The organism is Runella salmonicolor, from assembly GCF_024158025.1.
Lineage (GTDB): Bacteria > Bacteroidota > Bacteroidia > Cytophagales > Spirosomataceae > Runella > Runella salmonicolor.
On sequence record NZ_JAMZEL010000007.1, the window covers coordinates 174,424 to 200,981 of the forward strand.

Annotated in this window: 17 protein-coding genes and 1 tRNA gene; 2 read left to right on the top strand and 16 right to left on the bottom strand. The window is 44.1% G+C overall.

Annotated elements, in window-relative coordinates:
* Positions 1–15 precede the first annotated feature (15 nt).
* Positions 16–738, top strand: a complete 723-nt coding sequence (locus NCI00_RS17480; protein ID WP_253529638.1) for an SIMPL domain-containing protein — start codon at positions 16–18, stop codon at positions 736–738.
* 55 nt (positions 739–793) lie between these two features.
* On the opposite strand, the gene NCI00_RS17485 is transcribed toward NCI00_RS17480, so the two are convergent.
* A complete protein-coding gene (locus NCI00_RS17485; protein ID WP_253529639.1) occupies positions 794–2,011 on the bottom strand; it encodes an acyl-CoA dehydrogenase family protein in 1,218 nt (405 codons plus the stop codon).
* A 169-nt stretch (positions 2,012–2,180) separates the two neighbouring features.
* Between NCI00_RS17485 and NCI00_RS17490 the strand changes: the two genes are divergently transcribed.
* Entirely contained in the window at positions 2,181–3,680 is a 1,500-nt protein-coding gene (locus NCI00_RS17490; protein WP_253529642.1) for an ATP-binding cassette domain-containing protein, read from the top strand.
* A 9-nt stretch (positions 3,681–3,689) separates the two neighbouring features.
* On the opposite strand, the gene NCI00_RS17495 is transcribed toward NCI00_RS17490, so the two are convergent.
* From NCI00_RS17495 to NCI00_RS17565, 15 genes are all read right to left on the bottom strand, one after another.
* Positions 3,690–5,366, bottom strand: coding sequence for a hypothetical protein (locus NCI00_RS17495; protein WP_253529644.1), 1,677 nt, complete (start codon positions 5,364–5,366; stop codon positions 3,690–3,692).
* A 155-nt stretch (positions 5,367–5,521) separates the two neighbouring features.
* Entirely contained in the window at positions 5,522–6,442 is a 921-nt protein-coding gene (locus NCI00_RS17500) for a DUF4249 domain-containing protein (RefSeq protein ID WP_253529646.1), read from the bottom strand.
* Positions 6,443–6,471: 29 nt separating this feature from the next.
* Positions 6,472–8,826 carry a TonB-dependent receptor gene (locus tag NCI00_RS17505; protein WP_253529649.1) on the bottom strand — a complete coding sequence of 785 codons (2,355 nt, stop codon included), beginning with the start codon at positions 8,824–8,826 and terminating at the stop codon, positions 6,472–6,474.
* Between the two features lie 235 nt (positions 8,827–9,061).
* Entirely contained in the window at positions 9,062–11,371 is a 2,310-nt protein-coding gene (locus tag NCI00_RS17510; RefSeq protein WP_253529652.1) for a glycoside hydrolase family 20 protein, read from the bottom strand.
* Positions 11,372–11,507: 136 nt separating this feature from the next.
* On the bottom strand, positions 11,508–15,839 hold the full coding sequence (gene rpoC / locus NCI00_RS17515; RefSeq protein ID WP_166558290.1) for a DNA-directed RNA polymerase subunit beta': 4,332 nt from the start codon (positions 15,837–15,839) through the stop codon (positions 11,508–11,510).
* 108 nt (positions 15,840–15,947) lie between these two features.
* A complete protein-coding gene (gene rpoB, locus NCI00_RS17520; protein ID WP_166558289.1) occupies positions 15,948–19,805 on the bottom strand; it encodes a DNA-directed RNA polymerase subunit beta in 3,858 nt (1,285 codons plus the stop codon).
* Positions 19,806–20,095: 290 nt separating this feature from the next.
* Positions 20,096–20,476: a 50S ribosomal protein L7/L12 gene (gene rplL, locus NCI00_RS17525; protein ID WP_166558288.1), complete on the bottom strand. Its 381-nt coding sequence runs from the start codon at positions 20,474–20,476 to the stop codon at positions 20,096–20,098.
* A gap of 113 nt (positions 20,477–20,589) precedes the next feature.
* Positions 20,590–21,123, bottom strand: a complete 534-nt coding sequence (gene rplJ, locus NCI00_RS17530; protein WP_166558287.1) for a 50S ribosomal protein L10 — start codon at positions 21,121–21,123, stop codon at positions 20,590–20,592.
* Between the two features lie 2 nt (positions 21,124–21,125).
* The gene (rplA, locus tag NCI00_RS17535; RefSeq protein ID WP_114068269.1) at positions 21,126–21,824 is read right to left on the bottom strand and encodes a 50S ribosomal protein L1; all 699 of its coding nucleotides are present in this window, start codon (positions 21,822–21,824) and stop codon (positions 21,126–21,128) included.
* A gap of 30 nt (positions 21,825–21,854) precedes the next feature.
* Positions 21,855–22,298: a 50S ribosomal protein L11 gene (gene rplK, locus NCI00_RS17540; RefSeq protein ID WP_114068268.1), complete on the bottom strand. Its 444-nt coding sequence runs from the start codon at positions 22,296–22,298 to the stop codon at positions 21,855–21,857.
* 100 nt (positions 22,299–22,398) lie between these two features.
* Positions 22,399–22,953, bottom strand: a complete 555-nt coding sequence (gene nusG / locus NCI00_RS17545) for a transcription termination/antitermination protein NusG (protein ID WP_114068267.1) — start codon at positions 22,951–22,953, stop codon at positions 22,399–22,401.
* Between the two features lie 36 nt (positions 22,954–22,989).
* The gene (secE, locus tag NCI00_RS17550; protein ID WP_166558286.1) at positions 22,990–23,181 is read right to left on the bottom strand and encodes a preprotein translocase subunit SecE; all 192 of its coding nucleotides are present in this window, start codon (positions 23,179–23,181) and stop codon (positions 22,990–22,992) included.
* A 16-nt stretch (positions 23,182–23,197) separates the two neighbouring features.
* Positions 23,198–23,268: transfer RNA gene (locus NCI00_RS17555), tRNA-Trp, on the bottom strand.
* A gap of 74 nt (positions 23,269–23,342) precedes the next feature.
* Positions 23,343–24,551, bottom strand: coding sequence for a TCR/Tet family MFS transporter (locus tag NCI00_RS17560; protein WP_253529655.1), 1,209 nt, complete (start codon positions 24,549–24,551; stop codon positions 23,343–23,345).
* A gap of 38 nt (positions 24,552–24,589) precedes the next feature.
* Positions 24,590–26,470, bottom strand: a complete 1,881-nt coding sequence (locus tag NCI00_RS17565; RefSeq protein ID WP_253529657.1) for a sensor histidine kinase — start codon at positions 26,468–26,470, stop codon at positions 24,590–24,592.
* Positions 26,471–26,558 lie beyond the last annotated feature (88 nt).

Below are 26,558 nucleotides of genomic sequence, written 5' to 3' on the forward strand. Positions count from 1 at the left end.
ATTATAATTACAACCATGAAACGATTCGTATTAAGTGCCTTGTTGCTTGCTGCAAGTGCCGCTACTTTTGCCCAAACTACTACAGCCGTGGAAAAAGACCCCATCAAAAAAATCGAAGTAACGGGCACCGCCGAATTGGAGGTCGTTCCCGACGAACTGTATTTTACCATTTCGTTGAAGGAATATTTCAAAGACGAAAAAAATCAAAAAGACAAAATTGTTCTTGAAACCCTTGAAAAACAACTCATTGAAGCTGTAAAAAGCGCTGGTTTGCCCAAAGAAAATCTTAGCATCAGCGGCGTAACGGGTTACCGTGAATGGACTGGCAAGAAAAAACCTCAACATTTTCTGGCAGGAAAGCAGTTTCAACTAAAACTTTCAAATGCCAATAACATCAATGAGCTAATGTCAAAAGTGGACGACCGGGGTGTAGAGTACGTCAACATGAGCCGCGTGGAGCATTCCAAAAAAGAGGAATTTCGTCGGCAGGTCAAAGTCAATGCGCTCAAAGCAGCCAAAGAAAAAGCGGGTTATTTGCTAGAATCCATTGGTGAGAAATTGGGCGAAGTCCTCGAAATTCACGAAGTGGAAGAAGGCAGCGTATATCCGATGTACAAACAGGCGCAATACAACGTGCGCATGATGGCCGCCGATGCTGCACCCGAAGGAGGCGAAGCCCTTGAATACCAAAAGATTAAATACAGCTACCGCATGAACGCCACGTTCAGAATCAAATAGTTATTTTTAATTTACTCAAAGACGCAGGGTTTCTTTGCGTCTTTGAGTGAATATCTTATTTTTTTCTTCTTACGTCCAGTCCATACCCTTTCAGAATACTTCGCGCCAGAGCCGATTTATGTACTTCGTCGGCACCGTCGTAAATACGGGCGGCCCGCTCGTGGGCGTACCAATACGAAAGTAAAATATCGCTGGTCATACCCAGCCCGCCGTGGGTTTGAATGGAGCGGTCAATGACGCGCAACATCATATTGGCCGTAAAAAACTTAATCATCGAAATCTCATCCCGCACAGATGCCGCACCGAATTGGTCAATATTATGTGCCGTCCGCAAAACCAGCAACCGGGCCGCATCTATCTCGGCCCGACTTTCGGCAATGAATCCCTGAATAAACTGCGTGTCGCCCAGCACTTTCCCTTCTTCTAATTCCCGACTGACCGCATAACGGCACATCAGGTCAAAGCTACGCTCGGCAATACCAATAAACCGCATACAGTGATGAATCCGCCCAGGGCCGAGGCGTTCTTGTGCCAATAGAAACCCTGCTCCTTCAGCACCAATCAGGTTGGCCTGAGGTACACGCACGTTTTCGTACAGCATCTCTGCATGACTCGCCCAACTATCGCCCGCGTGGCCCATGATGGGAATATTTCGTACCAATTTCACCCCTGGGGTTTCCATCGGCACCAAAATCTGACTGGCGCGTTTGTGCGGCGCGGCTTCTGGATTGGTCACGGCCATGACCACGGCAAACGCTGCACCGTCGGCCGAACTGGTAAACCATTTATGGCCGTTGATGACATAATCGTTGCCGTCTTTTACCGCCGTTGTTCCCATCCGAGTAGGATTAGAACCCGCAAATTCAGGCTCGGTCATGCTGAAACAACTCCGAATTTTGCCGTTCATCAGTGGCTTTAAATAACGCTCTTTGAGGTGTTGGGGCGCGTATTTGTGCATGAGTTCGGTATTTCCGATGTCGGGAGCTTGCGTATTAAATACAAAATGCCCGAACGGCGAACTTGCCAGCACTTCGCTAATTTGTCCAAATTCACACAGCGTCAGGTTCAGGCCACCATCTTCTTCGGGCAAATGTAATCCCCAAAGTCCTGCTTGTTTTACGAGCTGACGTTTCTGCTGCAAAATAGGCTCTACGTGCGAAAAATCATGGGCGAGGTATTCGGGAGTTTCGAGCGGATACAGCTCTTTTTCAATAAATACTTTGATTTTTGGCAATAACTCCCGAGTACGGTCGGTGGCAAAGATTGGTTCCATTGAGTTGGTTAAGGTTTATTATGCACGCAGAATGACTCCCCAAATATAAAAAATAAAGCTTTACGGAAGTTGGGTTATTTGTCAGCCCAATAATTCAATTCCTGCAAAATTATTGGCAACAAAATCAACTATTTGCCCTAATTTTGACCGTTAATTACCGTTTTTCCTCATGCTCATTTCTCTTCAAAACGCCTTTGTTCGTCGTTACGACACCGTGATACTTTCTGAGTTAGATTTCCAAATTCTCCCCGGCGAACAATGGGCTATTGTGGGCGAAAACGGCAGTGGAAAAACTACTTTATTGGAAGTGCTCGCGGGGAAATGGCCCATTTGGCGGGGGAAACTTGCTCATTCGTACGGAGAAGTGCTGCTTTCAAAAGTTGCCGAGCTGGTCCCTTCCGATTATTCATTTAATCGAATCGTAGCTTCGGCTGCCCAATATTATCAACAGCGTTTCCACAGCTTTGAAGCTGAAATAGCACCTACCGTACGGGAAGTATTGACCAATCAACTCAAACCCGTTGGTACGGTAGATGAGCATTCGGTACAATTACCCGAATCGACTGTTTCGGAAGAAGATTTACTAAAAACCGCCCGCCTGCTTTCCATTGAGCACCTGCTCGACCGCCCTTTTGTCACGCTTTCTAATGGCGAAACTCGGCGGATGATGCTCACCCGGTCGTTGCTCAAAAAACCTAAACTGTTGTTGTTAGATAATCCTTTTGCGGGCTTGGATGTACACTCGCGCGATGTCTTGCGCGAGGCATTGAAGCAATTAAAACACGAGGAAATTTTGGTCATTCTGGTAACGTCTTCGGTCGAAATTCCTGAAAGCGTGACGAATGTGCTGGAATTGAAAGAAGGAAAAATAGTGGGTGTGACTTCGGGCGGTGCGTCTACTGATGATGCATCCAGTAAGATGTTAGGTACGGATTTACAGGCAAAATATAGACCCTTACAGGGTGACAAAAATCCAGAATCGGTCCGTCTGGATTTTGAATCAGCTGTTCATCTGCGAAATATCAACGTAACTTATGGTAGTAAGAAAGTTTTGATAAACGTAGATTGGAAGATCAAAAAAGGAGAAAAATGGGCTTTGGTGGGGCCTAACGGTTCAGGGAAATCAACGCTACTGAGCATCCTTACCGCCGACAACCCTCAGCGTTTTGCCAACGACTATGATCTTTTTGACGTCAAACGTGGTGGTGCTTCGATGTGGGATGTAAAGAGCAAAATAGGCCACGTTTCGCCCGAATTACATTTGTATTTTCCGCAAGAAACCACTGTTTTTAAGGCCATTGCATCAGGGTTCTTTGATGCTACGGGGGTTTATTTCAGAAAGTTGACTGAGGAGCAGATTCAGCGCACGCACGTGGTGGCCGAATGGCTGAATGTAAACGCATTTGTCGAAAAACCGTTTAAAAATATTTCGAAAGGACAACAACGATTGGTGCTTTTGGCCCGTGCCTTGGTCAAAAACCCGCCCCTTTTAATTCTGGACGAGCCTTGTCAGGGATTGGATTTTGCGGCAGTCGAACATTTCAAAGAAGTCGTTGACGTCATTTGTGATACGCCCGAGCGCACCCTCATCTACGTATCGCATTACGCCCACGAAATCCCGAGTTGCGTTACCCAAACGTTGCGTTTGGAAGAAGGAAAAGTAATTTAAGTTGGAATATTATTGACCGCTTTCTACCAAGCGATTGGTCCGAAATACCCGTGGCATTTGTCCTCTTCGTGCATTTACCAAAAATAGTTGGTAGGTTCCAGGTTCAAGAAAACAGGCGGCAACCTCCCCCGCAAAACCCGGTTTAAAATACTCCTGTTTGGTTAAGAACTGAATCGGATTGGTTTTGGTGGCCGTGGCCGAAATAAAGTAGAAGTGTCGGTTATTTTTCAGCATCCACAACCAAGCCTCTCCTTGGTTCAGTTGAAACCTGAGCGTGTCGGTTTTTACGGTAGCTACGCGTCTACACCGGGCAGCATCTTCCGAAACAGTTTCCCATTCTAGCGTGGTTGGAATAAAAGGCTGCAATGAATCTGTTTTCAGCATCGCAACATCCACCAAAGGAGAATCCGTTTGGCAAACTATATTTTGGGACTGCGAAGTTTGATAGATTTCGGGCAAACCGTTTTGTGATTTCCAGTTCAAGTACAGCAGGTTATTATGTTGCATGTTGTAAGTATCTGCCCAAAATTTCTGATAGTCCATGTAGCGGTAGCCCCAATCACGGTAATACGATAATCCCCAAATACCCATGCTGACTCCTAAAAACATAAGAAAGAGTCGATGAAGAATGACTTTATTATTTTGTAATTGAATAAGTAAAATAAGGTATCCAATCCCCACCAGCAAGGCAGAATAATGCCGATAACGCCCCAGCAACGCAGCATCAGCGCCCACTGGCTCAGTACGCAAAAGAGCCACTGCCGCCGCAGTCATTAACGCGAACAACGCATAAACCGTTAGCTTAAAGGTCGGTGACGTCCAATATCGTGATTGTTGAATAGCTTTAAAATTGCTTAAAAACAAAACCATCACCATCGCGGCTCCTAAACCAGCCGCTACCCATTTAAAACTTCCCGAAATAAAATCTCCGTAGCCTCCAATAAACAGGCAAATCCCCAAAAGCCACTGTACAGGGTTGGTTTGAATGCCGTATGTTTCATCGGGCATCCCAAAAGATTTTGCCCACCAGTAACCTCCTAAAAAAATAACTCCCAAAAGGGACCACAGCGCCATCCGTGCTAGAGATGCTCGTTGCACAATTAAAACTACTAGGCCAATAAGTATACTTAACAGCCCATTTCCATTGGAAAAAGTCGCCCCTCCGGCACAAAGAAAGGCCAATGTAAAACGCCAACGACTTACCTTTTGCTCATTATTTATCAACAGATGAATAGATTCAAAGGCAAGCCAAATCACCACCATGTTTGACCAGACGGCCATTGGCCACAGTGCCGTTTCGGTAAATTGGAGTTGAAATAGGATAAAAAGAACTGGCAAAAAGTATAGGGAAGGTATTTTGGCTTCTTTCAAATTCTTATAAAGCAACCATGCCACCCGAACCCAACAAAGATTGCCGACCACAACCATGGTTTTGAGATTGACACAACCACTGATTATAACCTGTAAATAGGCAATTATTTTAGCTGGTAATATGACATGCTCACGAAATGGCGTAAAAAAAAGCTTCAAAGATTGGTCATCAAAGGGGAAGGCATGATTAATAAACCCAAAAATCACGGGAAGGTCATCCTCGTTGGGAAATGGAATACTGAAGCGAAGTAAATATATAAAATAGGCAAAAACGGGGGTTGCGGCGACAAGAGCTAAAATAATTCGTTTGGGCATACGCTTACGCTATAACGTGAAAAACCTGACAGATTTTGCAGGAAAGAAATAGTCATGCAAATCCGTCAGGTTTTGGGAAGTCACCGCCCAACACAAGTTTGGGATGGTTTTGCACGGAACAAATATACAAAACCAACGAAATTCATCGTGTAATTTTACCCATTCTTTGGCTTGGCTTTTTTGGCATCAATCACGGTCTGAAAAGTACTGACCCCCGACGCTCCAAAAAAGCCCAGCGCCTTGCGCCCATTGGGGTTGACATTGGTAACGTTAGTAAAAATATTGGAAGGTGGCGTGGCAAAAAGCCCGCCATTGGTAGATTCCATACGTACTTGATTGAGAAAGTAATACGCTTCCAACGACACGCTTAGCAGCTCTACTTTAATCGTATCTTTCTCAAGCGCAAACTCTATCTGAGGCACCACCGATTGGCGAATCGGAAGAATAAAAATCAAGCCGTCGCTGTTGGCACCAGGACTAAACGCTGCATCAAAAGCCGTTGAGATGTTGCTTGCACTATTGTAATACTTACCGTTTCGGTATGATTTTATCCAATAACAATCTCCCGCGCCCGTAGGGTCACGCGCAAAAAACTCGGGCTTATAGCCTTCTTGGGGCGAGCCATCGGTGGGTGCAACGGGAAGTTTATCAAAAAAATAAGTCATTGAATCAATCTTGGGTACGCGATTGAGTTTGGTCGTAGCCCGATATTCTTCCGTACCAAATTTAACATTGAGCGTATACGTGCCTCCGATGCGCCCTAGCGAATCGCTTGCCGAAGCGGGTTTCCACACATAGTACCCGTTGTTTTTGAGGTCTTTAAATGTAAAAACTTTGCCTTTGTCGTCGGTAACAATAACGGTAGCATTTAGTACTGGCTTGGCGGGGCTATTGTCAAAGTAAGGAGCTGATTCTGTCAGGCGAATGGTATGCTCGGTGGCTTGATTGGTTACCCAACCATCTACCACCAACTGCGGGTCTCCAGAGGGTATATCTAAGTCTACTACATCTTCACAGCTTGTCAAGGCACCAAGAGTCAGCGACAAAATGAATAATTGGGCGAATATTTTTTTCATAGCATGTATATCTTGTCAAAAATCAATGATCAGAATTTAAAATTATAAGTAACCGCTGGAATCACACTACCAATGATGGAATAACGTACTGCCTCGGTTTGAAGGTTATTGTCTTCATTTTGCTGTACATAAGTTGAGAACGGATTCCGACGGTTGTACGCGTTATACACGCTGAAAACCCATTCCCCTTGCCCTTTTCCAAAGAGCTTTTTCTTGGATTTGAGCGTAGCACCAAAATCCAAACGGTGATAGGAAGGAATCCGCGAAGCATTGCGCGAATCATTTACATTTTGCGGCAATGCCCACCCTCCCCATTCAAAGCGATTGGTCGGGAAAGAAGCTGGCGTACCCGTGTTGAAGGCAAAATTGGTCGAGAAACTCCAACGCTCATTCAGTTGGTATAAACCTACCACCGAAAGATTGTGGGTTTTATCAAAACGGGCGGGAAACCAGCCGTTGTTATTAATTCCTTCTATCTTTCGTTCTGTACGCGCCAACGTATAGCTCATCCAACCCGTTAGTTTGCCACGATTTTTCTTTACGTAAAATTCTGCTCCATAGGCCCGACCATTGCCGAAGAGCAAATCACCTTCGAGGTATTTATTGAGCAACAAATCCGAATTACGAACATAATCAATTTGGTTTTGGAGGTCTTTATAATACACCTCTACGGAAGCTTCGTAGGTATTGTCCTGAAAATTTTGGAACCACCCCAACGCCACTTGGTCGGCAATTTGAGGCTTTATGATTTTTGAGCTTAACGTCCACACATCCAACGGCGAGCTTGCGGCGGTGTTGGACAATAGATGCAAATATTGCACAGTGCGGTTATAACTGGCTTTGATAGAAGTCGAGGGCGAAAGTTCAATTTTTGTCGAAAAACGCGGCTCCCAATTTCCGTATTCATTGATTACGCCCGTTTCATATTTGGTTTCTGAAACGGGAATTTTACGTTCTCCTTTGACGATTTCCTGAAATTCAAAGTTTGTTCCAGGGCCCAGATTTCTAAAATGCGAATAACGAATTCCGTACTGAAACGATAACCAATCGTTTACTTTTTGTTCATTGCCAATGTACAGCGCCGATTCATCGGCGTAGCGCGCATCGAGGCTGATATTGCGTGATTCCCCGCTCGAAATCGCCAATGCCGTTCCGGGCTTTGAAGTATAGTTGATGTATTGCCCCCCAAACGTAACCGTATTGTTTGGCGTCAAGTAATACGTAAAATCAGGTTTAAGGCTCCACGTCTGAATGTTTGAATTCCACTTGAATTTATCGCCCGTTTTGCTCGTATTGTTGCGGTCTGATTCCAATCCGTAGTCATAGTTCGAATAAAACGTGGTAAAATTCATGAAAAGTTTGTTGTTGAAAACGTGGTTCCAACGGGCCGTGGCAGTTTGGTTTCCCCAATCAAAACCGAAGTCAGCCCCAAACACATCGCGGCCAAAATAACCAGAAGCATAAACAGTGTTTTTGTCGTCAATCCGATAATTGGCTTTGGCCGTAAAGTCATAGAAATAAAACCGCGACCCTTTCAAATCTCCGCTCAAAAATGGCTTGGCCAACACATCAATATACGACCGACGACCCGCCACAATAAACGAGCCTTTTCCTTTGGCAAAAGGCCGTTCATAACTCAACCGAGAAAAGATTGTGCCCACGCCGCCGTTAATTTCTGTCTTTTTTGAATTCCCTTCTTTGAGCCTCACATCCAGAATAGAGGAAATACGTCCACCGTATTGTGCAGGAATCCCTCCTTTCACCAACTTGACGTCTTTGATGGCATCGGGATTAAAAACCGAGAAAAAGCCAAACAAATGGGAAGAATTAAAGACGGGGGCTTCATCCAACAAAACTAAGTTTTGGTCAATATTGCCCCCGCGAACGTTAAAACCACTCGCCCCCTCTCCTACGCTTGTCACCCCTGGCAACAACTGAATACTGCGCACTAAATCTACCTCACCCAGCAAGGCGGGCATTTGGCGGATGGTCTTCATTTCCACCTTATTGACCGACATTTCAATGTTTTTGACGTTCTCGTCCTCTTTTGTGGCCTTGACAACTACTTCCTGAAGTTTGAGGCTTTCATCTTTGAGTTCAAGATTCAGTTTTAAGTCGGCGGTAAGCTCAATTTTCTTTTCGATTTTTTCGTAACCGATGTAATTGAAAACCAAGGTGTATGTTCCAGTCGGCAGATTGAGCGCATAGTAACCGTAATCGTTGGTGACGGTTCCGTTGCCAATCTCGCGCACGTAGACCGATACGCCAATGAGGCTTTCGCCGTCAGAAGCATCTTTGATGTACCCGCTTACGGTTTTTCGCTCTTGGCCATATCCGTAGGTAAGCGTTAAAAGAAAGACCAGACTCGTTAAGATTTGTTTCATAGCTGATGATGGGTTATTGATTGTTTTTAAAATGACAATCTGCGGGGAGGGTTCCCCTATCAATGTGTTTGTACTTTTCTGATATAAAAACGTTGCAAACCTACTTCATTGTTCAAAAAAATAAGATAAAATTGGGATGAACTGCCTGAAAAACGGCGTAAACGGGAAGAATGGAGGTATTAAAAACGCAAAAGCACCGCCAAGGCAGTGCTTTTGCTGTATCTTTAAAAAATTGTTAGTCTACCACAACTTCATCCATTGCAATCGTTGTAGGCCGTCCTGCAGCGGGATGTCCTGCGGGAGCTGGGCCAGCGTTTTTGGCACGAATTCGAATATAACGAGCCCGGGCCGTTTTGAAATCTGCCACTACGGGCATAATCTGCCACGGCCCTTCCAGTTCGTATTTTACAGGCTGAGCCAATGCATCTTTAAAACTTTCACCATCGCGTGAAAGGCCAATTTCAACCGACGTAGGTGGAAATACATTGTTCATGATTACTTTGAGAAAATTGGTAGAGACTTTGGTAACGGGTTTTACCTCTCCTAAATCAATCGTGATTTCAAAATCTTTGCCCGACATACGGACCCATTCAGCGCTGTTTCGGGGGCTTTGCGCTACTTGGCCGTCTGTGAGTTTCTTCTTGTCTGTATCAACACCGTCAGCTAGTGCATTGGCATAGGTGTAGGGTTTTCCTTTGGCACGGTGAATAAAGAATTTCTCTTCAAACGTGGCCCCTGCCGTAGTGATAGCTTTAATTGTGGTGATTTTATCCAACGTAATGGGCATCAAATATTCGGTCGAGCTCGTCGAAGGTTCTTTGCCATCAGTGGTATAATATATTTTGCTATCGGAGTCGAGTTTTTCTAACCGAACCTGCAATTGTCCTTGATTATTAAATTGCGTCACCGCCCGCACGTCCAGAATTCTTTTTGAATAATTGACTTTCAGATAATTCAATCGTTTTAAATGTTCTTTCAGTCGTGTGGCAAAATCTTCAAAATTCTTTCCGCCAGAAGGTACCCAAGCCACTTCTGCAATGGCCGTAGCACGTGGGAACGTCATGTATTCTACCTGTGCAGGGCTAGGCATGTATTCGGTCCAAACATTGCCTTGCACCCCCAAAATGTATTTTTGTTCTTCGGGAGAAAACCCTGCTCCGGGGTCATATTCGTATACTTTTTCAATGGGTAAATACCCACCGATAGCCAAGGGCTCTTTGGCAGGATTGGCCTGATAATAGTCTAGGTAGTAATAAGTATTGGGCGTCATGATGACGTTATGCTTTTGCTTGACGGCTTCAATGCCCCCTTTGGTACCACGCCAACTCATCACCGTGGCATTGGGCGCTACGCCGCCTTCCAAAATCTCGTCCCAACCGATAATGGCTCGCCCTTTTGAATTAACAAACTTTTCGATGCGCTTGATGAAATAGCTTTGGAGTTCATGCTCATCTTTGAGATTCAATTTTTTGATTAACTCTTGACAAAAACTACTCTGCTTCCAAGCATCTTTGGGGGCTTCATCCCCACCGATATGAACGTATTTCCCCGGAAACAAGGCAAATACTTCTGTCAACACATCCTGCAAAAACGTGAAGGTTTTCTCATTGGGGCAATAAATATCATTCATCACGCCCCATTTGGTGGCCACTTCGTATTTTTTAGAAGGCTCACAACCCAACTCAGGATACGCCGCCAACGCCGCCGACGAGTGCCCCGGCAGTTCGATTTCGGGAATAATGGTCACGTATTTTGATTGGGCATACTTCACCACCTCTTTGATTTCGGCTTGGGTATAAAACCCGCTGATTTCTTTTCCATCAAACTTTTGCGGATAGTTTTCTGAATACTGACCAACGAGCGTTTCTTTGCGTTTTGAGCCTATTTGCGTCAGTTTTGGATATTTCTTTATCTCAATGCGCCAGCCTTGATCATCGGTTAAATGCCAATGAAAAATGTTCATTTTGTGCAAGGCCAACAAATCAATGTATTTTTTAATAAACGAAACGGGCATAAAATGCCGACTGACATCCAGCATAAGGCCACGATGAACAAAACGGGGCTTATCCTGAATCTGACACACGGGCATCGACCATGCCACGTTTTCAACGGGTACGGGACTAAAAACAGCCGTCGGCAATAGTTGCAGAATGGTTTGTACCCCGTAGAAAGCGCCTTGCGGTGTTGCCGCTTCCAACGTAACTCGGTCGGTGCTTACGCTAAGCTTATAGCCTTCTGTACCAAGGCCTAATGCTTTATTTAGACGAATATAAATTACGTTTTTGGCCGTTGGGGGAGCTGTGGCAGCAATGGCCAAAGGTAGTTTCGAAGCCGTTTTCAACGTAGTTGCCAAACTTTGCGCAACTACTTTCAACGGTGCATCTTTGGCCGTGACAATAATTTTGGTTTGCGCATTTAATACAAACGTCCCCTCGCCGCCATTGAACTGCGCAGGAAAAGGAATCAGATTGTATGTATTTTCTTGGGCTTGAAGAAGTGTAAAACGTAAAATGAAAAGTGTAAAGAAGAAAATTAGTTTTTTCATGCTCATAATAAATCGTTTAAAAAACAAAGGAACTAAAAAACGGCTGGAATCGAAAAAAAGTATTCCCCCATCAAAACCAAAAAAACGCCCCAACCTAGGTCGGGGCGTTTTACTATATAAACTAATTGGAAACCTATTAATTCGCCAATTCACGTTTGCCACGGCGTGAACCGCTGCGCTCGCGTGACTCGCTCACTGTTTCGAGTTCTTCTTTCGAACCAATGATGAGTTTTTGATAACGACGGGCACCCGTACCAGCAGGAATCAAGTGACCTACAATCACGTTTTCTTTCAAGCCTTCGAGGGTATCGCGTTTTCCGCGTACGGCCGCTTCGCTCAATACTTTGGTCGTTTCCTGGAACGACGCCGCAGAGATAAAGCTTTCAGTACCCAAAGACGCTTGCGTAATACCCATCAGCGTAGGTTGAGCTACCGCAGGTTTGGCATCACGGGCAGTCACCAAACGTTGGTCACGGCGCTTAAGCGTTGAGTTTTCGTCACGCAAACGGCGTGCAGAAATCAACATACCCGGTTTGAGAGATTCTGAATCACCAGCATCTTCTACCACTTTCATGTCGAGTACACGGTCGTTTTCTTCGCGGAATGTCCACTTATCAACGGCCTGCATTTCGAGGAAGTTAGTATCACCTGGATCCATAATTTCAACTTTCTGCATCATTTGGCGTACGATACACTCGATGTGCTTATCGTTGATTTTTACCCCTTGTAAGCGGTAAACCTCTTGGATTTCGTTTACGAGATACTCCTGTACGGCGGTTGGTCCTTTGATTGAAAGAATATCACTTGGCGTGATGGCTCCGTCAGAAAGCGGCTCACCAGCTTTTACGTAGTCACCGTCTTGTACCAGAATGTGTTTCGACAATGGCACAAGGTATTTTTTACGGGTACCGTCTTTCGACTCGATGTTGATTTCACGGTTACCACGTTTGATGATACCGTAGATAACTACACCGTCGATTTCAGATACTACCGCAGGGTTAGACGGGTTACGAGCTTCGAACAATTCAGTTACCCGTGGCAAACCTCCCGTAATATCGCGGGTTTTACCCAAGGTACGAGGAATTTTTGCTAAAGGCTGACCTGTTCTTACCACGGCACCATCTTTGATTACCAGACGAGCACCCACAGGTAAGTTATAGATTTTCTCTTCAATGTCAGTTAAAAGCGGGCTTTTTCCTTTCACCAAAATACCTGGGTTCTTGGTACGGTCACGACTTTCGATGATTACCATTTCCTGGAAGCCCGACTGCTCGTCGATTTCTTCACGGAACGTAATACCTTCTTCAATTGCTTCGTATTCGATTACGCCGTTGAATTCTGAAAGGATAACGGCGTTGTACGGATCCCAGTTACAAAGTTCCTGTCCTTTGGTTACTTTTTGTCCTTCTTTTACCAACAATGTAGCCCCGTAAGGTACGTTGTTTGCAATCAGTACTTGTCCGTTGGCTTCGCTAATGATACGAATTTCGCCCGAGCGTCCCATTACGATGGTAGCAGGGTTTCCTTCGTTATCGGTAGAATCTACCGTACGCATATCTTCAAATTCCACTTTACCGTCAAACTTGGTTTTGATGGAGGCTTCCTGCGCAATGTTTTGCGCAACCCCACCCACGTGGAATGTACGAAGGGTCAGCTGGGTACCTGGCTCACCGATTGACTGTGAGGCAATTACCCCAACAGCTTCACCGTTTTCTGCCATGCGTCCCGAAGCCAAGTTACGTCCGTAGCATTTCGAGCAAACTCCGTTACGGGTTTCACAAGTTAATACCGAACGGATTTCAACGGCTTCAATGCTGGTTTCGTCGATGCGAGACGCAATTTCTTCCGTGATTTCGCTTCCAGAGGCGATGATTAGCTCACCAGTAAGCGGATCTAAAATATCATGAACCGATACACGACCCAAGATACGTTCTGCCAATGGCTCAACGATGTCTTCGTTGTCTTTCAACGCTGAAATTTCAATACCGCGCAGGGTACCGCAATCTTCTTCGTTTACAACTACATCCTGCGCCACATCGTGCAAACGACGAGTCAGGTAACCTGCATCGGCCGTTTTCAAAGCGGTATCCGCCAAACCTTTACGTGCACCGTGGGTAGAGATGAAGTACTCCAATACGTCAAGACCTTCTTTAAAGTTTGACAAAATTGGGTTTTCAATGATTTCACCTACGCCACCCGCTAGGTTTTTCTGAGGCTTAGCCATCAGACCACGCATACCACCTAACTGACGTACTTGCTCCCGAGAACCACGCGCTCCCGAGTGCATCATCATATATACTGAGTTGAATCCTTGCTGGTCATTTTCCAATTGCGTCAGGAGCGTGTTGGCCAACTTGGTGTTGGTACGCGTCCAAACGTCAATGATTTGGTTATAACGCTCGTTTTCGGTGATCAGACCCATCATGAAGTTGTCCATTACACCTTGCACTTCCCCTTTGGCTCCGTCGATAAGCTGCCATTTTTCGTCTGGGATTTTGATATCACCCAAACCAATTGACAACCCACCTTTGAATGCCGTCTGGAAGCCTAAGTGCTTGATTTCATCCAAGAACTGAGCACAACGCGCGTTACCCGCAATTTTGAATACGTGACCGATGATTTGCTGCAATTTTTTCTTTGTCAACAATTCATTGATGTATCCTACTGATTCAGGGACAAACTGGTTGAAAAGGATTCGACCGGCTACGGTATCAATCAATTTCTTCTCCAGCGTACCATCCTCGTTACGAACCGTCACGCGGCATTTGATATGAGCATGCTTCGACAACTTGCCTTCGTTGATGGCAATGATGACCTCATCCGCTCCGTAAAATATACCACCCTCTCCAATGATTGGAATCTCAGGCGTTGATTTACGTCCTTTTGTTACGTAATACAAGCCCAAAACCATGTCTTGTGAAGGTACCGTGATTGGCGCACCGTTGGCTGGGTTCAAGATGTTGTGTGAAGAAAGCATCAACATAGATGCCTCCAAAACTGCTTCTTGTCCTAGTGGTACGTGAACCGCCATCTGGTCACCGTCAAAGTCAGCGTTGAACGCCGTACAAACGAGTGGGTGCAGCTGAATGGCTTTTCCTTCAATCAATTTAGGCTGGAACGCCTGAATCCCCAAACGGTGAAGGGTTGGAGCACGGTTGAGCAACACTGGGTGTCCTTTCAACACGTTTTCCAAAATATCCCAAACCACAGGGTCTTTGCGGTCAACGATTTTCTTCGCAGATTTTACCGTTTTTACGATTCCGCGTTCGATTAGTTTACGGATAATAAACGGTTTGAATAACTCAGCCGCCATGTCTTTAGGAAGTCCGCACTCGTGCAATTTGAGCTCAGGACCTACCACGATAACCGAACGACCAGAATAATCAACACGCTTACCCAATAAGTTTTGACGGAAACGGCCCTGCTTACCTTTCAACATATCGGAAAGGGATTTCAACGCGCGGTTACCTTCTGAACGAACGGCATTTACTTTACGGCTGTTGTCAAATAATGAGTCAACCGCTTCTTGCAACATCCGTTTTTCGTTACGCAAAATCACCTCAGGAGCTTTGATTTCAATCAAACGCTTCAAACGGTTGTTACGAATAATTACGCGACGATACAGGTCATTTAAGTCTGACGTAGCAAAACGACCGCCATCCAACGGCACCAATGGACGCAATTCCGGTGGAATCACAGGCACCATACGAATCACCATCCACTCGGGGCGGTTTTCGATACGGGTGTTGGCGTCGCGGAGGGCTTCCACCACTTTCAGACGTTTCAGCGCTTCCGCTTTACGCTGTTGTGAGGTATCATTGGCTGCGTTGTGGCGCAGTTCGTAAGACAATTCGTCCAATTGTGTCCGTGACAACAACATTTCCAACCCGTCGGCACCCATCTTAGCGATGAATTTATTGGGGTCAGTGTCAGGCAACATTTGGTTTTCGCGTGGCAGTTTGTCCACAATGTCCAAGTATTCATCTTCGGTCAAGAAGTCCATTTTATTGACTCCATCTTCCGCTTTGATACCCGGCTGAACAACTACATAACGCTCATAATAAATGATTTGGTCCAATTTCTTGGTAGAAAGGCCCAAGAGATAACCGATTTTGTTTGGCAAGCTACGGAAATACCAGATATGAGCTACGGGCACAACCAACTCGATGTGTCCCATCCGTTCACGGCGTACTTTTTTCTCCGTTACTTCTACTCCGCAACGGTCGCAAATAATACCCTTGTAACGAATGCGCTTATATTTACCACAGTGACATTCCCAGTCTTTTACCGGCCCGAAGATGCGCTCGCAGAAAAGCCCACCCATTTCAGGTTTATAGGTCCGATAATTGATTGTCTCCGGCTGGGTTACCTCGCCATAAGAGCTCTCCAAGATAGACTCTGGCGATGCCAAGCTGATGGTAATCCGCGAAAAGTCACTATTGATTTTCTTGTTTTTCTTGAATGACATTTCGGATATTGTTTTTGTGAAAATGATTTTTGAAAGCTTCTGACAGAAGTTCTTTTAGTTTTCCGAAGGTTTAAAACCTTCGGAAAATTACCTCTGAAAGAATGAAAATTAATCCATTGTGATTTCGAGAGCGAGACCTCGTAACTCGTGAATCAATACGTTGAATGATTCAGGAATATTTGGTTTCGGAAGGTTTTCACCTTTCACAATCGCTTCGTACGCTTTTGCACGTCCGATAACGTCATCCGATTTCACGGTCAAAATCTCTTGCAGAATGTGCGACGCTCCAAATGCTTCGAGTGCCCACACTTCCATTTCTCCAAAACGCTGACCCCCAAACTGGGCTTTACCACCCAATGGTTGTTGCGTAATGAGTGAGTATGGCCCAATCGAACGGGCGTGCATTTTATCATCCACTAAGTGACCTAATTTCAGCATGTACATGATACCTACTGTTACGTTTTGGTCAAACATATCTCCTGATTGACCATCGTAAAGCGGTGTACGTCCGAATTCAGGAATTCCGGCTTCGTTCAATTCAGCAACAACTTGATCCTCAGTAGCTCCGTCGAAAATCGGTGTCGCATATTTACGGCCCAATCTTCTACCAGCCCAAGCCAAAATGGTTTCATAAATCTGACCGATGTTCATACGTGAAGGTACCCCAAGTGGGTTCAACACGATATCCATTGGTGTTCCATCAGCAAGGAAAGGCATATCTTCATCGCGAACGATTTTTGCCACAACCCCTTTGTTTCCGTGGCGACCAGCCATTTTATCACCTACTTTCAGCTTGCGCTTCTTGGCGATATATACTTTGGCCAACTTCACGATACCCGCAGGGAGTTCATCTCCAACTTCCAACGTAAAGCGGTCGCGTTTGAAGCGTCCAGCAATTTCGTTACGACGTTTTTGATAGTTTTTCACCATTTCAAACAACATCTTGTTGGTAGTAGGATCTTCTGTCCAACCTTCGATAATTAAATCGCCCAACAAGTTTACTTCTTCCGCAACAACATAACCTGCCTCATCCCGGTAAGGGTTTTTGTCAGGAAATACGTTATTGATGATATTAACACGGCTGAATTTCACCCCTTTGCTGATGATATCTTCGCCGAATTTATGTTTTACTCCCGCACTTGTTTTACCATCGAGAAGTTCCACCATTTTATCAATGATTACTTCACGAAGTTTAGTCAAATCGCGGCTGTAGGCTTTCATTAACACTTTTAGCTCATCCTTCTGCTTGACGCGCTCATCACGGCCTGGGCGAGAGAATAGCTTAGTATCAACGACCACACCTTTCATCGATGGAGGTGCTTTACGAGATGCATCTTTTACATCACCTGCTTTGTCACCAAAGATGGCACGCAATAGTTTCTCTTCTGGCGTTGGGTCAGACTCTCCTTTTGGAGTAATTTTACCAATTAAAATATCTCCTTCTTTTACTTCTGTTCCGATACGAACGATACCGTTTTCGTCAAGATTCTTAACGGCCTCCTCACTTACGTTCGGAATTTCAGCCGTCAACTCTTCTTCTCCGCGTTTGGTATCCCGTACTTCCAAATCAAATTCTTCGATGTGGATTGAAGTAAAGATGTCATCACGAACAACTCTCTCTGAGATTACGATAGCATCCTCAAAGTTATATCCTTGCCAAGGCATGAAGGCTACAAGTAAGTTACGTCCCAGCGCCAATTCTCCAGCTTCTGTCGCGTAACCTTCGCTCAAAATGTCACCTTTCTCCACTTTTTGGCCTTTCAGCACCATTGGACGAAGGTTGATACAAGTATCTTGGTTGGTACGACGGAACTTAACCAAGTTATAAGTAACAACATCACTGTCAAAACTTACAAGGCGTTCTTCATGGGTGCGCTCATAGCGAACAACAATTTTGGTTGCGTCCACGAATTCAATCACTCCATTTCCAGTCGCGACAACCAATGCACGCGAGTCACGGGCCACACGTCCTTCCAAACCAGTACCTACGATAGGTGCCTGAGGACGGAGAAGAGGCACAGCCTGACGTTGCATGTTTGAACCCATCAAAGCACGGTTAGCATCATCGTGTTCCAAGAATGGAATCATAGAAGCGGCCACCGATACAATCTGGTTAGCGGCAATATCCATCAATGACGCCTGCGAAGGATCCACCATTGGGAAGTCACCTTCAAAACGTGTCTTGATTTTATCGATCAAGAAGTTTCCTTTATCATCAACAAACGCATTGGCCTGTGCGATGTAACGTGAATCTTCTTCCTCTGCCGTCAGATAAACCAGTTCATTGGTCAATTTACCATTATCAATTACGCGGTAAGGCGTTTCGATAAAGCCCATGCTGTTTGTTTTGGCATACACGCAAAGGGAAGAAATCAAACCGATGTTTGGACCTTCGGGCGTTTCAATCGTACAAAGACGTCCGTAGTGCGTATAGTGAACGTCACGAACCTCAAAACCAGCGCGTTCGCGGCTCAAACCACCTGGCCCCAGTGCAGACATACGACGCTTGTGCGTAATTTCTGCCAGCGGGTTGGTCTGGTCCATAAACTGCGACAACTGGTTTGTACCAAAGAATGAGTTAATCACCGACGACAACGTACGGGCATTAATCAAGTCAATTGGCTTAAAATCTTCGTTATCGCGAACGTTCATACGCTCTTTGATGGTACGAGACATACGCGCCAAACCTACCCCAAATTGGGCCCATAGTTGCTCTCCCACGGTACGAACACGGCGGTTCGACAAGTGGTCAATATCATCCACTACGGCTTTGGCGTTGATAAGGCCGATTAAGTATTTTACAATGGAAACAATGTCTTGGGTAGTTAACACCTTGGTCGACATTGAAATATCCAATTGCAATTTTTTATTTACTCGGTAGCGTCCTACATCTCCTAGGTCATAACGCTTATCAGAGAAGAACAGGCTTTGAATTACTTCGCGGGCCGTTTGTTCGTCGGGAGCTTCTGCGTTACGCAATTGGCGATAAATCTGCTCAACCGCTTCTTTTTCTGAGTTAGAACTATCTTTTTGTAGCGTATTATAGATGATATTGTAATCCGCCATGTTCATATCCTCACGGTGCAGAATAATAGATTTCTGTCCTGAGTCAAGGATTACGTCCAAGTCATCGGCTGATACAATAGAATCACGCTCTAGCAAAACTTCGTTACGGCTGATAGATACTACTTCACCAGTATCTTCATCTACGAAGTCTTCCGTCCATGTGCGCAAAACCCGCGCCGCCAAGCGACGACCAACGGCTTTTTTCAAGCTTGCCTGAGTCGCTGGAATTTCTTCCGAGAGCTCAAACAAATCAAGGATTTCTTTGTCAGAGCCAAAGCCGATAGCGCGCAAAAGGGTAGTAACGGGGAATTTCTTTTTCCGATCAATATACGCATACATTACGTTGTTGACGTCGGTTGAGAATTCAATCCATGACCCTTTGAACGGGATAATACGGGCAGAATATAGTTTTGTTCCGTTGGTGTGTTTGCTCATTGAGAAAAACACACCTGGTGAACGGTGCAATTGCGAAACAATTACGCGCTCGGCACCATTGATAACAAAAGAGCCTTTTTCGGTCATGTACGGGATCGCTCCCAAAAACACTTCCTGCTCAATGGTTTCAAAATCTTCGTTGTCAGCATCATTACACTTAAGACGCAATTTTGCTTTCAACGGCACAGAATACGTTAATCCGCGCGAGATACATTCGTCTACCGAATATTTTGGTGGATCAAGTGCATAATCGACAAATTCAAGTACGAAGTTTTCGCGGGAATCTGAAATAGGAAAGTTTTCCTGAAATACTTTATACAAGCCTTCTTTGTGACGTTCTTCAGATGCGGTATCTAAATTAACGAATTCACGATAAGAACGAACTTGCACATCCAGGAAGTCCGGATAGTCAATTACAGGCTTGATCCGGGCGAAATTTTTACGTGGAGGTTGTTTGGTTACCAAGGCTTTATAAGTTTTTTTGGTGGATAGAGCCCAACGTCAGTGTGACAATGTATAACGCTGGAAATCAATGATTAGTTTACAAAAAACTTAGCACGCCTCGTAGTTTTCAAAAAGTTTTCATCCCTCTGCATCGCTCCTACGAGTGGCGAAGTGTTTCAGATGAAACTCAACTCTCATCCCCAGCGGAGAGTTTTAAAGGAGTCCCCTTTGGGGTAAGGGGCTTAAAACAGGAAAAGACCTGACGCAAGGTCAGGCCTATCCCTCAGGAATTTGGATGTAAAAAATAGAAATTACTTAACTTCTACTTCAGCACCAGCTTCTTCCAATTGTTTTTTCAAAGCTTCTGCTTCGTCTTTAGAAACACCTTCTTTCAAAGGTTTCGGAGCTCCGTCAACGAGTTCTTTCGCTTCTTTCAAGCCAAGGCCTGTCAAATCTTTAACAAGTTTCACAACTTGAAGTTTAGCGGCTCCAGCTGATTTCAAGATTACGTCAAAAGAAGTTTTTTCTTCTACTACAGGAGCTGCATCACCACCACCTGCGGCGGCTACCATTACAGGAGCTGCGGCTGCGGGTTCGATACCATACTCATCTTTCAAGATTGCTGCAAGTTCGTTTACTTCTTTTACAGTAAGGTTAACAAGTTGCTCAGCGAATGCTTTCAAATCTGCCATTTTATTGAAAGTTAAAATTGTTTCTGTTTATGTTTTGATTGATTAATATTTGCTGCTGTTGTCAGTCGTAAAAAATACGTTCCAAAAGCAACGTCTTGGTCAAAGACGATGGATTATCCTTCGCGTTCTGACAAAGTTTTGAGGATACCAGCCAATTTGCCTCCGCTGCTTTGCAATGCCGATACGACATTTTTGGCAGGTGATTGCAACAGACCAATAATTTCCCCGATTAATTCCTGTTTTGACTTCAGGGTCAAGAGCGTGTCAAGCTGATCAGCACCGATGAAAAGGCTATATTCAACCGAAGCACCTTTAAGCTTCAATTTGTCATTGCCTGACTCTTTACGGAATTCTTTGATCAATTTTGCCGCAGCTTTACCTGACTCCGGATGGAACATGATTCCTGAGAAACCCTTCAAAACGGTATCGTTGAAAGGAGTATAATCAGTATCTAATGTTTCCAATGCTTTTGCAATCAGCGTATTTTTAAAGACACGATACTCCACGCCTTGTGTAAAACACTTACGGCGCAGATTGTTTGTTTCACTCACTGTCATGCCGGTAGCATCAACAATATAGAAATAAGGTATCGCCTTGAACTTCTCGCTGAGTTCGTCTATGATAACGGCTTTTTCTTCGCGTGTCATAATTATATTCCTGCAATCGTGCTTTTATCAATCACTACACCCGGACTCATTGTACTCGATAGGTGTACGGTTTTTACATAGGTACCTTTAGCCGAAGATGGTTTGAGCTTCATCAAAGTAGCAATCAATTCTTGGGCGTTTTGGGCAATTTTATCAGAACCAAAAGACACACGGCCAATGCTGGTATGGATAATACCGAACTTATCAACCTTGAAGTCAATTTTACCCGCTTTTACCTCTTTTACAGCCTTACCGACTTCAAGGGTTACAGTTCCTGATTTGGGGTTTGGCATCAAACCGCGAGGTCCTAAGATTTTACCTAATTTACCGATTTTAGCCATTACAGTAGGCATCGTGATAATCACGTCTACGTCTGTCCAGCCTTGTTCGATTTTTTTTACGTATTCATCCAAACCTACATAATCAGCACCTGCCTCTTTGGCTTCGGCTTCTTTATCAGGAGAGCAAAGTACCAAAACGCGTACTTCACGACCTGTACCGTGCGGTAAGGCCACCACACCGCGAACCATCTGGTCTGCTTTGCGGGGGTCAACACCCAAGCGAACATCAATATCTACTGAAGCATCAAACTTAGTATATGAGATGTCTTTCAGAATTTCTGCTGCTTTTTCGAACGAATACTCCTGGCTGGAGTCATATTTCGCTAAAGCATCTTTTCTTTTTTTAGTCAATTTTGCCATTGTTCAAAATGTCTTTACGTCCGCTTGTGATTAGTTATCCCAAGGAGCTTGCCCTGATACTGTAATACCCATACTACGCGCCGTTCCCGCAATCATTTTCATTGCAGACTCAATTGTGAAGCAGTTCAAATCGGGCATTTTGGTTTCAGCGATTACTTTCACTTGATCCCAACTTACTGACCCTACTTTTTTACGGTTTGGCTCAGCCGAACCGAGTTTCACTTTTGCAGCCTCCATAAGCATAATGGGAGCCGGTGGAGTTTTGATGACAAATTCAAATGATTTGTCTTTGTAGTAGGTAATTACTACTGGCAATACCATTCCCATTTTGTCCTGCGTACGACCGTTAAATTGCTTGCAGAACTCCATGATGTTCAAACCTTTCGAACCTAATGCGGGTCCGATTGGGGGAGAAGGATTGGCCTGGCCACCTTTCACTTGCAGTTTGACGTAACCTGCTACTTCTTTCGCCATCGTTATTAAACGTTTAAGTTGGCGTTACCGGTTCAAGCGTACGGCTGACAGACGAAAGTGGAAGCTTTTCGTCTCGTACTCCCGGCAACATTCTGATAAATCAGCTTTCTTTTTCTACTTGTGCGTAACTCAGCTCCACGGGCGTACTACGCCCGAATATTTTCACAACGACATTTAGCTTCTTCTTGTCGTCAAAAATTTCTTCAACTGTGCCGATAAATCCGCTGAAAGGTCCGTCAATGATTTTGACGCTTTCGCCTTTCATGAAACTTACTTTCGGCGCTTCAACTTCTTCTACTGCGTCTTCTACTTTACCCAAAATCCGATTAATCTCGGCTTGCCGCAACGGCACTGGCACTTTAGAATTTCCTGTAGTATTACCCAGAAAACCTAAAACACCTGGCATAGTAGTAATCAAGTGATAAGCATCACCCTTAGACAAATCAGCAGAAATGATGATATAACCTGGAAAAAAATTCTTTTCACGTATCCGTTTTTTACCGTTACGCATTTCAACAATTTTCTCGGTTGGAATCAGGATTTCAGGAATTGACTCTTGAATACCTTGTCTGGTGATTTCGTTTTCGAGATAAGTTTTAATCTTTTTCTCCTGACCAGACACTGCCCGGATAACATACCAATTCAGATTGCTCATACCTGCTCAATGTTTGGGTGACAGGGACAAATACCCTTAAAATGACTGATAAAGAAAAGAGAGGGCATTCTCGAAGATGAAGTCCATAAGACCTACCACGGCAGCAAAGATTAACGACCCCAACAGTACCAAAGTAGTGCTAGACTGTAAATCTGTAAGTTTGGGCCATGTGACATTATGTCTTACCTCGTCCCAGGAGGCGGTTACGAATTCTATAAATGAGTTCATTTTGCGCAAAAAATAGCACGGGCACCAGGACTCGAACCCAGACCGACGGTTTTGGAGACCGTAGTTCTACCTTTAAACTATGCCCGTGTAAAGATGTCTTTTCAAATCGGACTGCAAAAGTAGAGATTTATTTTTTCAACTGCAAGACTTTCAGAAGATTTTCAATTTTTTGTTAATAATTTCTTTACTAAAACCAAACTGAAAACGGTTAGTACCGCTCCCATCATAAAAGGAGCACCTGCAAACTGAAAAGGAGCAGAAGAAGAGGTAAAATAAGCAAAGAGAGAAGTCATCATGATGGGCCCAAAAATCGCCGTTAAACTCATCAGGCCCGTAAGAGCACCTCGAAGTTCACCCTGTTCATTGGGAGGCACTTCATTGGACATAATCGCTTGTAGGGCTGGCGTAGCAATTCCTCCCAGTGCCGACATGACGGTGATAGCAAACATCATCCAACCTTTATCGGCAAAAGCATACAACAAGAAACTTAGGGCATAGAGAGAAAGTCCCCAATAGATAGATTTTGTATTTCCTAACCTTGGAATAACCGTTCGCGTTAAACCGCCCTGTACAATAGCAGCCATCAAACCCACAAAAGCCAATGAGTAGCCAACCCATTTTTCATCCCAACCAAATTTTTCCATGGTAAAATAAGTCCAGGTACTTTGAGTGGCATACCCAGCAATATAAGTCAGAACCAATGGAATAACTAGTCCGAAAATAACTGGGTATTTTTGTAAATGCCGCAATGCGCCTACTGGATTTGCACGTTTCCAATCAAAGGGACGGCGGTTTTTTTCATCGAGCGATTCGGGTAGCACAAAATAGCCGTAAATGCAATTCAATAAACTTAATCCTGCCGACACGAAAAAAGGCACGCGTGGGCCGTATTGCCCCAATAATCCTCCAATCATTGGACCAAGAATGAATCCTAACCCAAAAGCAGCGCCAATCAGTCCAAAATTCTGAGCCCGTTTTTCAGGAGGGCTGACATCTGCAATGTAGGCCCCAGCGGTTGAAAAACTTGCCCCAAATATACCAGCTATGACCCGGGCCAAAAATAACCAACCTATGCTTGAGGCAAAAGCACTAAAAATATAATCTAATCCAAACCCAAACAAAGACCCCAGTAATATAGGTCTGCGACCGTATTGGTCGCTCAAACCGCCCAAAATCGGCGAAAATATGAATTGTGCAACCGAGTAGACAAACATCAGCCAACCTCCGTAGAGTGCTGCATCTGAAAGGCCTTCGCTGGTCAGTTCCTGTATAAGTCTTGGTATAACCGGTACAATAATTCCAATACCGGTTATGTCAATTAATAAAGTGATGAAGATAAAAATGAGTGCAGAGTTACGTTTTTCGGCCATGGGCACAGTTTATAAGAGCGCACAAAAGTATAAAAATTTTAAGTCAAAGGTACATGGGCCAATACACTTGTGCCTTTCGTGGTAGATTCAATCTGCCATGTCCCTCCCAATGAAGCAATTCTATCCTGAATATTATACAAACCTTTTCCACGTTTACTTTCACCGTTTATGCCCTTTCCATTATCAAAAACTTCCAGATGAACATAGCCATCGAGGTTTTCTAATGAGATATAGGCTTCCGTAGCATTAGCGTGCTTTAATACATTATTAATCAGCTCAAGAAAAATATTATAGAGTTCAAATTCCGTTTTTTTATTCAGTCTATTATCTAAATGTATATTTAGTTCAAATTTAGTTTTGTTGCTCCGGTTAAGTTTTTCAATCAGTTTTTCAATGCTTACCTGCAATCCATCTTCCTCTAAATCTTCTGGCAGTAAGTTATGACTCAAAAAACGAACCCTTTGGTGTGCATCATTGGTCATTTCAACCAGGCTATCATACACTTGTTTTTCCTGAGCAGACAAATGTTTCGTGTTAAATGACGTCAATGTCCAACGCATAGCAGATAGTGTACCGCCTAAGGAATCGTGCAAATCGGCCGCAACACGCTTACGCTCAAGCGTTTGTCCGCGTAGTAGTGCTTCAGATATCTCTTTATTTTGGGATTGTAAAGCGGTAATCAACTCCCTTTGCGTATCCTCTCTTTCTTCTCTTGTGCGGCGATAATCCCGGGCCAGCGCCCACGTAAAAAATATCATTTCAAGCATACTTCCAATATGCATTGAATTGACCACAATCAGCGAAGGGTAGAGGTAACCAAGAGTCCAGATTATTTGCACTAAAATACCAATGAAATAAGCAATGGTACCAAACAAATAATACAAAGCAGAGACATTGCCACGCCTGTAACTAACCACACAAGAAACAGATACTAAACTAAAAAAAACAAAAATCAGCGCACTTGAATACACATTTACGCTGATATCGTAAGGAATAATAAATATCCAACTGCTCAATACAACCGACAGGGCCATGTCTGCCAGTAAAAATTTGTAGAGTAGGGGAGATGTATTTTTAAGGCGAAGCGCGTGAGTATAAAATAAGGCTCCCAATACATTACTCAGTACTACTGCAAATACAATTCCGAACCTTTTAAGCCAGATATTTTCGGGCCATACAATACTGTCAATAATACCATACCCCCCTATGATAGCAATAGATAAGTACCCTAGCAGAAAAAGCACATACAACAAAAAATTTCGTTCTTTGGTAACTAACAAAAATACCACCTGAACTATAATCATACAAAGTGCAAACCCCAAATGCGCGCTCCAAAACCAAAGTTCGTCTAAATAACTACTATAAAAATAGTGGGTTTCCGAAAGTTTGAGTTTTATCAGTTTAGCATCTGTTCCAACCAGTTGAACGTAGATTGTATAGTTTTGATTGGGAAGAATATCAATCGGAATGGCGCATTGATGAACGCTAATCTCACGTTGGTAGGTGGGGAAGGCATCCCTAACCGTTTTTTTGATTATTTCTCCAGATGCCTCATTGATTAAGAATACATTCAACTCATCAATCATAGGGTAATCATTTCTCAAAACCCAATTAATGGGCTTATCGGTTTGTTTTCGCACCCGAAAACGAACCCAATGATATGCCTCTTCAATAAATCCAAAATCTGGCAAATGGCTTTGCGTACTTTTAAAGGAAATGGAAGAATCTTTCAGCAGTTCCTCCATGGTTAGATGACGGGTAGTATCTTCAAAATATTCAATACTATTTTTCCCCCATAAATTTACCTCTATGGATTTTTCATTAAGGATTGTTACTGGTAACTGAGCTTTTATAAGCTGGCTCAGCAAACAGAAAATCAAAATCCCTGCAATACAACTGTAAAACTTAAATCCCGGCATTTCTTTTTGAAAAAGCGAACGCCAAATTAGCGAGTTAATCGTAAATAAAAAAGGGCACTCAATTGAGTGCCCTTTTTGTATATCTTAA